The 8,558-nt window shown below is 68.6% G+C and carries 9 protein-coding genes and 2 pseudogenes; 5 read left to right on the forward strand and 6 right to left on the reverse strand.

What is annotated here, in order from left to right:
* Window positions 1–85: 85 nt before the first annotated feature.
* Window positions 86–562, reverse strand: a complete 477-nt coding sequence (locus tag AX669_RS02095) for a YfbM family protein (protein WP_082740494.1) — start codon at window positions 560–562, stop codon at window positions 86–88.
* A gap of 116 nt (window positions 563–678) precedes the next feature.
* Here AX669_RS02095 and AX669_RS02100 point away from each other — a divergent pair, with 116 nt between their 5' ends.
* Window positions 679–1,308 carry a maleylpyruvate isomerase family mycothiol-dependent enzyme gene (locus tag AX669_RS02100; protein WP_006947091.1) on the forward strand — a complete coding sequence of 210 codons (630 nt, stop codon included), beginning with the start codon at window positions 679–681 and terminating at the stop codon, window positions 1,306–1,308.
* A gap of 143 nt (window positions 1,309–1,451) precedes the next feature.
* Entirely contained in the window at window positions 1,452–1,718 is a 267-nt protein-coding gene (locus tag AX669_RS02105) for a hypothetical protein (protein WP_062256256.1), read from the forward strand.
* Here AX669_RS02105 and AX669_RS02110 read toward each other — a convergent pair.
* From AX669_RS02110 to AX669_RS02130, 4 genes and pseudogenes are all read right to left on the reverse strand, one after another.
* The gene (locus AX669_RS02110; protein WP_006946995.1) at window positions 1,712–2,137 is read right to left on the reverse strand and encodes a YccF domain-containing protein; all 426 of its coding nucleotides are present in this window, start codon (window positions 2,135–2,137) and stop codon (window positions 1,712–1,714) included. The genes AX669_RS02105 and AX669_RS02110 overlap by 7 nt on opposite strands.
* Before the next feature lie 97 nt (window positions 2,138–2,234).
* Window positions 2,235–3,062 carry a hypothetical protein gene (locus AX669_RS02115; RefSeq protein ID WP_062256258.1) on the reverse strand — a complete coding sequence of 276 codons (828 nt, stop codon included), beginning with the start codon at window positions 3,060–3,062 and terminating at the stop codon, window positions 2,235–2,237.
* A 212-nt stretch (window positions 3,063–3,274) separates the two neighbouring features.
* Window positions 3,275–4,219, reverse strand: a pseudogene (locus AX669_RS12880) (RtcB family protein); the annotation flags it as partial.
* A gap of 51 nt (window positions 4,220–4,270) precedes the next feature.
* On the reverse strand, window positions 4,271–5,302 hold the full coding sequence (locus AX669_RS02130) for a bifunctional 2-polyprenyl-6-hydroxyphenol methylase/3-demethylubiquinol 3-O-methyltransferase UbiG (protein ID WP_062256264.1): 1,032 nt from the start codon (window positions 5,300–5,302) through the stop codon (window positions 4,271–4,273).
* 226 nt (window positions 5,303–5,528) lie between these two features.
* On the opposite strand from AX669_RS02130, the gene AX669_RS02135 reads away from it, so the two are divergent.
* The 3 genes from AX669_RS02135 (at window position 5,529) to AX669_RS13195 (ending at window position 7,999) form a co-directional block, all read left to right on the forward strand.
* Entirely contained in the window at window positions 5,529–7,043 is a 1,515-nt protein-coding gene (locus tag AX669_RS02135) for a hypothetical protein (protein WP_062256266.1), read from the forward strand.
* A 174-nt stretch (window positions 7,044–7,217) separates the two neighbouring features.
* Window positions 7,218–7,607 carry a hypothetical protein gene (locus tag AX669_RS13190; protein WP_147286902.1) on the forward strand — a complete coding sequence of 130 codons (390 nt, stop codon included), beginning with the start codon at window positions 7,218–7,220 and terminating at the stop codon, window positions 7,605–7,607.
* An 11-nt stretch (window positions 7,608–7,618) separates the two neighbouring features.
* Window positions 7,619–7,999: a hypothetical protein gene (locus AX669_RS13195; RefSeq protein WP_062256271.1), complete on the forward strand. Its 381-nt coding sequence runs from the start codon at window positions 7,619–7,621 to the stop codon at window positions 7,997–7,999.
* Between the two features lie 249 nt (window positions 8,000–8,248).
* Here AX669_RS13195 and AX669_RS13515 read toward each other — a convergent pair.
* A pseudogene (locus AX669_RS13515) lies at window positions 8,249–8,558 on the reverse strand (M4 family peptidase); the annotation flags it as partial.

Genomic DNA, 8,558 nt, shown 5'->3' on the forward strand with positions numbered 1-8,558 from the left:
GACCCGCGACGCAGCGCGCCCACCTCGTCACTCGATGGGGTGGGCGCGCTGCGTTCTGAGGCGCCCGGTTCGAGCGCGACGGACGTCAGTTCAGCTGCCAGATGACGGCTTCGTCCGCCTCGGCTGCCCTGGCGTAGAACTCGCGCAGCTCGGCGTCGTAGGGCATGACGTACACGTCGAGCACGTCGTCCTCGTCCCAGATATCCGGGTAGATCTCGTCGCGCGTGAACTTCTTCGCGTCGTAGCCCTTGCGCAGGATGCTCGGCGTGATGCGGCCCATCGCGGCGGCGATCGCCGTCACCCGCGCGGGCGTCACGTGGCCGACGACGACGTCCTCGGAGTCGGGCACCCGCCCCTCCGAGATCGGGCTCGGAGCGTGCGCCTGCTTGTAGAGGCGCTCGAGCGCATGCCAGGCCTTGTCGACATCGAGCATGCGCTCGTCGTCGAACTTCTCGAGCGTCTCGAGCGCCTGCAGGGGCGCGTCACCCGTCGACGTGAGGTCAGTGACGAGTCGCTGCGCCTCGGTATCGTCCATGCGGTAGGCCGTCCAGATCATTCCCATGGGCCCGACGGTACTGCCCACGCCCCCCGCGTGTCAGCGCCGCCGTCAGCCGCGGCTGGCAGACTGGGGGCGAACACGGCACGCCCGGGCGCCCCGGGCCCTTCGAAAGGCTGACGATGTCGCACGAGATCACCTGGAAGTCCGTCCACGACGAGCGCGAGTCGCTGCTCGAGGATCTCGCGGGGCTGAGTGACGCACAGTGGCGAGCCCCGTCGCTGTGCGAGGACTGGAGCGTGCAGCAGGTTGTCGCGCACCTCGCGTCGTCGGCGCGCACGTCGAAGGCGAGCGCCGCGAAGCAGATGCTGACGCACAAGGGCAACGTCCAGGCCGTCATCGACGCCGGCGTTGCGCGTTTCTCTGGTGGCACACCCGCCGAGACGCTCGAGGCCTTCCGCGAGTCGATGCACGAGCGCGTGGCGCCGTTCTCCGCGGAGGCCGCGCTCGGCGAGGTCGTCGTGCACGCCGAGGACATCCGCCGCGCGCTCGACATCGAACACACCTACCCCGCCGAGACGCTGCGTCAGCTCGCCGACCACTACAAGGACGCGGGCCTCGGCATGGGCGCGGGCGACCGCATCAAGGGTCTGCACCTCATGGCCACCGACCAGAAGTGGGAGACGGGCAAGGGCGACGTCGTCTCGGGGCCGATCATCGCGCTCATCATGACGATGCTCGGACGCACCGCCTACCTCGACGACCTGTCCGGCGACGGCGTCGAGACGTACCGCGCGCGCCTGACGCGCTGACGCTCCCCCGTGTTGCCCGGGATTCGAGGCGCGGGTGCCTCGGTTCCCGGGCAACATCGGGCGGTGGACCCATGACACATCTCATGGGTGATTCGTGACGGTCGGCCGCGTGAGGCGACGAACGGCGCGCCGAGACTGGAGTCATGAACGCCTCATCGAACTCGACGGCTCAGAAGTTGCTCGCGATCTCCGGTCCGCTGGCTCTCATCGTGTTTTTGGTGCTCGGCCTCGTGTTCCACGCGTGGGCGATCGCGTGGGTAGCCTTCCTCGTACCGGGGATGATTCGGACGTGGATGGCCGTCGAGGCCCCGAAGGAGCAGCACGGTTACGGCATCGGCGCGGACGATGAACCCAAGCCCTACCCCTACTCCGGCGATTCTGGGTCCGCGCCGCCGGCGCCGCGTCAGTAGCGCGACGTCGTCGGCGTGCCGGCCTGCGGCATGAGCGGGCGCGCCGCGCTCTCGGGGACGATCTGCTTGCCCAGCGGGAACAGTGCGAGCGGGATCATCTTGAGGTTCGCCCAGGCGAGGGGCAGACCGATGATCGTGACGGCGAGGGCGATGGCTGTGCCGATGTGCGCGATGGCGATCCAGATGCCCGCGAGCACGAACCAGATGATGTTGCCGATCATCGACCCGACGCCCGCTGTCGGCTTGTCGACGTACGTGCGCCCGAACGGCCACACGGCGAAGTTGGCGATGCGGAACGACGCGACGCCGAACGGGATCGTCACGATGAGAATGCACATGATGAGCCCGGCGAGCATGTAGCTCAACCACAACCACACCCCGGCGAACACGAACCAGATGATGTTGAGCAACGTCTTCATTGTTCTCCCCGTGTCGTCGAACCCGGGTGGTGTCGATACGACCTCCACAGCCTATCCAGATGACCTGAATCGCTCCTGGGTCGCCTCACATGCCACCTCAGCAGGGTGCGCCAGACGTGTTCGAGGCAGGCCGTCGCCAGACGGCGGGTGTCGACGTCGTCACCGCGACGAGGCCCGCACGCTGCAGGATGGGGCGCGAGTACTCGGTGCAGTCGACCTGCAGCAGCGCCTTTCCGCGCGTCTTGGCCGCTCGGGCGCGCTGCGCCGCGAGCACACGATAGAGGCCTCGCCCGCGATGACGTTCGTCGCACGCGCCACCCCACAGGCCCGCGAAGTCGGTGTCGTCCACGAAATCGACCCGCCCCGAGCACACGATGTCGCCTGCCGAGTCGCGCACGAACCACATCTCGAAGCTTTCCGGATCGCGCCTCATGCGCTCGACGAGTTCGTCGCCGTGGCGTCGGCTGCGCTCGGGGGAATCACCGAAGACGCGCCCGGCGAGGCCCTCGGCGTCACGCATCGCCTGCTCGGTGGTGGCGCGTTCGAGCGTGTACCCGGCGGGCAGGCCCTCGTCGGCGGCGATGACGTCGTCGACCGACCCGACCATGACCGTCTCGGGCTCTTCCAGTTCGAATCCGCGCGCCTCGAGCCGCTGGAGCAGCCACGGCAGGACGTCGTGGCCGCGCGTCTTCCATTCGAAGTGGTCGACGCGCTCGTCGGCCTCGAAATGGCTGACGACGGCGTCGATGAGTTCGTCGAGCCCGTCGTCCATGACGAACGGGTCGTAGGTGACGAATCCGCGCCGCCGGCCCGGGAACGTCGCAGCGAACACCGGGCCGATCGGCGTCACCTCGTCGGTGTCGGCCACCTCCGCCCGACCGCGCAGCTGAGAGTCGTACAGGTCGCGAAACGCCTCAGGGTTCATGGGGTGAATCTCGCAGGCCGGCGCCCCACGCCACAACTGAATTTCTCGACCGACGCGTCGTGTAGATCGCTTTGAGCTGCTCGCGCTCCACCCGGTATCCGCCAGGTGGGGCGTGAGAAGCGTGACCAGCTCGTGTCGCGCCGAGCGGATGGGGTGAGCTTGTGAACCCCTTCCGCCGGAAGAAACAGCGATCGCGCCTGGGAAGCCGGAAGACGCTCTGTGTAATTGTGGTGGCAGTTGATGCGTTCCTGTTCGATGACGGGTTCGCCAGCCCATTCGCTGTACTGGCGGACGACGCGGTCCATCATTTCTTCGCGGTTGAGCAGGGCGAAGTGCTGTGCCCACTCGAGTTCGCGGATGCCGGAGTGCCGCAGCATCCCGAGGACACGAGCGCAGCGAGGCCCGCAGGGCTGCGTCGCGGCGCGACCGGGAGTAGGCGTCGAACTGGGGTGTGCCCTGGACGAGGTATGCGAGGTCGCGGTCGGGCAGGTCGATCCAGTTCGTCGCGCAGTAGTCGGTCGCCGTCTTGATGTGGTGCTGGGCGATCTTGTTGCCGACGCCGCGCGAACCGGAGTGCAGGAACAGCCAGACGCGGTCGTCCTCGTCGAGGGAGATCTCGATGAAGTGGTTGCTCGAGCCCAGCGAGCCGAGCTGTAGCGTCCAGTTCTTCGCGTACGTCGCGGGGTCGAACCCGGCGTCGGCGGCCATGGCGCTGAGCTCGTCGAGGCGCGTGCGCGTGTGGTCGCGGCTGATCGTGCGGTTCACTCCCCCGGCCGACAGCGGGATGGCGCGCTCGATCGCCTGACGTACGGGCGCACGGTCGACGGGCAGGTCGGTGGCGGTGTGCTGCGTGCGCACCGTGATCATGCCGCAGCCGATGTCGACGCCGACGGCGGCGGGGATGACGGAGTGCCGCAGCAACCCGAGGACATGAGCGCAGCGAGGCCCGCAGGGCTGCGTCGCGGCGCGACCTAAGACATCGCGCCGAGCGTCGGGATGACGGAGCCGACGGTGGCGCCGCGACCGAGGTGAGCGTCGGGCATGAGCGCGAGGTGCGGGAAGATGAATGGCATCGACGCCGTCGTCAGGGCCTGTTCGCGGGTCGATTCCTCGAGGATCGAGGCCCAGTTGTACAGCTTCGCGTTGATTCGCTCCATGGTGTTCTCCTTGCGTGTTCGCGTGCGCCGCATGGAGATACGGAGCAGACGTCAGGTCGTTCGGGCCGAGGGTTCGTCCGATGCCGGCGGCGTCGGGGTGTCCTGCGACGCAGATGCTTCGGGTGCGGTGAGGCGCGCGCTGCCTGCGTCGTCGACGTCCGCAGGCTTTGTTGCCGTCAAGGTGTAGGTCGCGGCGAGCCGCGCGGGATTCTCGGCGAGCTGCCACTCGTTCGGTTCGATCTCGACCATCTGGCCGGGCAGCGCGTTCCACGGGACGCTCTGGTGCTCGACGAGTGCGTCGAGTCGGAGCCCGGCGTTCAGCAGCGCCGTGACGACCTCGCCGAGCCCGTGATTCCATTCGTGCGTGACGTTCGCGGTGAACTCGTGGTCGGTCTCGACGTAGGTGCCGCCGTCGTCGAACACGAGTGGTTGCTCCTGCTCGAAGTAGGGGAACTCCACGGCAGGGGTGGTGAATTCGTCATCGCGCAGGGTGCGTTTCGCGGTGGCTGGGTGGTCGCCCATCGCCCAAAGCATCGGGTGGCCTTCGCGGATGAACAGTCGCCCGCCGGGCTTGAGCAGCGCCGCGACGACCTGGGCCCAGCGTTCGATGCTGGGCAGCCAACACAGCGCGCCGATGCCGGTGTAGACGAGGTCGAACTGCCTGCCGCCCAGGGCTTGCGGCGCCGAGTAGACGTCGGATTCGACGTACTCGATGTCGCCGTGTCCGGCTGCAGCGGCGATGCGCCGGGCCTCTTCCAACGACTTCGGCGACAGGTCGACACCCGTGATGCGCTGCGCGCCAAGCCGTTTCAGCGACAACGTGTCGGTGCCGATGTGGCACTGGAGGTGGACGACGTCGAGCCCGTCGAGCGATCCGAGCCCCGGCGCACGCTCCACGTCGAACCGGACGACACGGCTGATGGCGTCGGGGTGGTCGATGAAGTGCTGCACCGAATAGTCGGGGCTTGCGGCATGGGCGACGGCACGGTCATCCCAGTTGGCCTTGTTGACGCGCAGGTACTCCTCACTACCAGCCGTCGCCGTCGGCGACGTGGCTGCGGTCGAGAGCTGCGTGTCGTTCATGACGTCGAGTCTGCCGTGACCTGACGAACCACGCCACCGATTTTTTCGTCATGGTCAACCGAAGCGGGCCCACTTATGCAACGTCGCACCGTGATGATGTCGGCGCGGTCGCCGAATTGGAGGAAACCTCCAAACGAGACCGTCCAGAGTTGGTGCGTCTCTTGGCGAAGTCACACTACGCAGTGCGCTTCGATGGTGAGGTACCCACCACCTGCGCGAAAGGCTCATGATGCCGAGGACCGCCACACCGACGTCCGCCGACACCACCGTCCGCGAGGAGGTCGGCATCCAGTTCCCGGCCGGATCCGACGGCACGCGCCCGACGACGCCGACCGTCAAGGCCATCGTCGCGGAAGCGGTGCGCAGCAGCGATCCCACACTGGCGAGCCGAGTCGAGGCCGACACGTCGTGGCGTCAGGGGTACGTCGGTGCGATGCGCGAACTCACCGTCCGCACCGCTGCCGCTGACGATGCAGCGACGACGATCGCCCGCGACGGCCTCGCCGCGGCGCGCGCCCATCTCGTCCACGTTGCCAACGACGGCACGCAGACACCGCTCGCCGACCTCGACGTCGACGCCGTCGTCGATGCCGCCCGCGGCACGTTCGGCACCCACACCGTGGACGGCACCGCCGAGCCTCGTCAGGAACTCGCCATCCCCTACCAGGGGCGCATGCTGAGCGGCCACGATCTCGAACGCCAACTCGCGGCGTGGGTGCACAAGGGCATCGTGGAGCAGTCGTGCGCGGACGCCGTCATGCGTGTCGTCGCGCACCCGGAGTGGCTGAGCCTGCCTGGCCACGTCGTCGCCGACATCGGCGCCGGCGCCGAGATGGGGCCGCTCGAGATGCTGTCGAGCTGGGGCGCACGCATCCTCGCGATCGACATCCCCCGCGTCAGCGAGCGCCTCGAGAAGATGGCGCGCGACGGTGCGGGCCACGTCAGCCTGCCGACGAAGGACGGCGAGACGGGCGCCGACATCACGCGCGACACCGCGGCCGTCGCTGCGTGGATCGACGAGCAGGCGGGTGACGACACCGTCGTCCTCGGCATGCACGCCTATGCCGATTCGGGCATGCACATCCGCCTGACGCTCGCCGCCGACCTCATCGCCACCTGGCTGCAGGAGCGCCGCCCGACGACGGTGCTCGCCTATCTCGCGACGCCGACCGACGCGTTCGTCGTACCCCAGGAGATCATCGACGCCGCCCGCTCGAGGTGGTCACGCCACGGCAGCAAGGGTTTCGCGAAGCGCGCGCTGCGCACCGCGTCACGCGGCCAACTGTTCACCGAGCCCTACCCGAAGGGCTCGCGCGTCACCGACTGCATCATCGCCCAGCAGGGCCCCAACTACGCCGTCGCGAAGCGCCTGCAGCGCTGGCGCGCCGTCGCCTCGGAGGCTGACGGGCGCCGCGTCTCGTTCAACGTCGCACCCGCGACGTTCACCCGGTCGGTGACGAAGAACACCGCCCTCAAGGCCGCCTACGCCGGCGCGCACCACTTCGGTGTCGAGGTCTTCGCCGCCGAGACGAGCCGCGCGCTCATGGCGGCGCTGCTCGTCCACGACGTCATGCGTGACGACCTCGCCCCCGGCGCCGCGCCTCAGCGCGCCCACGCCGAAGAACTCTTCAGCGACGGCGCCGCACACGGTGGCTTGTGGCGCACGGCCTGGGCACCCCGCTCGGCCCTCGGCGTCGCGGCCGCTCTCGGCGCCCCCAAGGCGCTGCGCCGCAAGGCATAGCGACACACGTCTCGCCCGCCCGTCATATCGCCTCCTCGCGACCGCCGTCCGAGGGGGCGATGCGCGTTACGCTCGAAAGAGGGGAACACACGATTGCTCGAGCACCCCACGCAACCTGCGTGGGGTTTCATGCGTCCTCATACCGAGACCATCGTTCACGGAGAGGGGAAGTCGATGTTTGCGCCAGCCTTCATGTGCCCACACGCGCACCGCGTCACGACCTCCGCAACCGACGCCATGCCCACCCGCGGCCATGCCGAGAAGCCCAGCACAGCTGCCGGCATCCTCGCGCGCCACACCGCGAGCGAATGGATCGGCACGCAGGGCGGACAGCTGCGCCTGCGCGTCGTCGTCGAACATGTCACCGCCGCGCGACGCACGTTCACCTACGTGCTGCGCGTCGAGGGCACGAACGATCTCCTCGAGTGGTCGACTCAGCGCCGTTACGGCATCACCGAGGGTGAACGACTCGCCCTGTCCGGCCTCGTCAAGGCCCACACCACCCGCGACGCCACGCGCGTCACGGTGCTCCGCGACTGCTTCAACCCCTTGAGGATGACGTAATCTCCCTCCCCGTGACCATTCCGCGCATCGTGCGCGGCCAAGACCGCAAAGACGCCGACCAGCGCTACTCCGGCGTCGCCGCCGGCCCCGCCGAACGAGGCTCCGGCACGACGACGTCCGTCGCGTTCCTCGCCGACGTGGGCACCACCGTCGACGTCATCGCCCGCGTCGCCGGCACCACCCCGCCACGTGACGGCGACACCGCCGACGTCGTGCGCCACTGCTTCCGAACCGTCGACGACGGCCTCGCCCTGTGCTGCCCGCTGCCCGCCACCGAGCACCTGCGCCTCGGCTCCGTCATCCGCGTGCGCGGCGACGTCACCGAGCAGCGCACCCAGGGCAGCAACCACGTCACCGAGATCCGAGCCGAGGAGCTCGACCTGCTCGGGTGACGCCGCCCTTCCACTGACGGGCCACGCGCGAACCTGACGGCCCGCCTCGTCCGCGCGGCTCGACCACGCTCGCCGGTGGGGCCACGCGCGAGAAATCTCGCACCCCTACCCGACCGTCACGACACAGCACACACCACACACCACGACGCCGGTGGGTGCCACCAGAGATTCGGGTGGCACCCACCGGCGTCGTCCTCAGCGCCCGGTCAACGGCCCCTGACGTGAGGTCGAGGTGACGTCAGTGCGCCGTCACTTCACGACCACGTCGTCGAAGACGAACGACGTCTGCGAGACCGAGTCCTCCGACGCGGTGAACTTGAGCGTCACCGTCTTGCCGGCGAAGGCCGACAGGTCGACCGTCTTCGCGACATAACCGCTCGCCGCGTCGAGGTTCGAGAAGGTCGACACCGTGCTCGTCGTCGTGCCGTTGATGACCTGGACCTTCGCGGTGTCGTACTTCGTGGAACGCGTCGTCTCGGCCGTGTCGACGTGCACGTAGTACGTCAGCTTGCCGCTCGCCGGCACCTTCACCGACTGCTGTTCGTACTCGGTGCTCGTC

The organism is Dermacoccus sp. CCH2-D9, from assembly GCF_001556795.1.
Taxonomy (GTDB): Bacteria; Actinomycetota; Actinomycetes; order Actinomycetales; family Dermatophilaceae; genus Dermacoccus; species Dermacoccus nishinomiyaensis.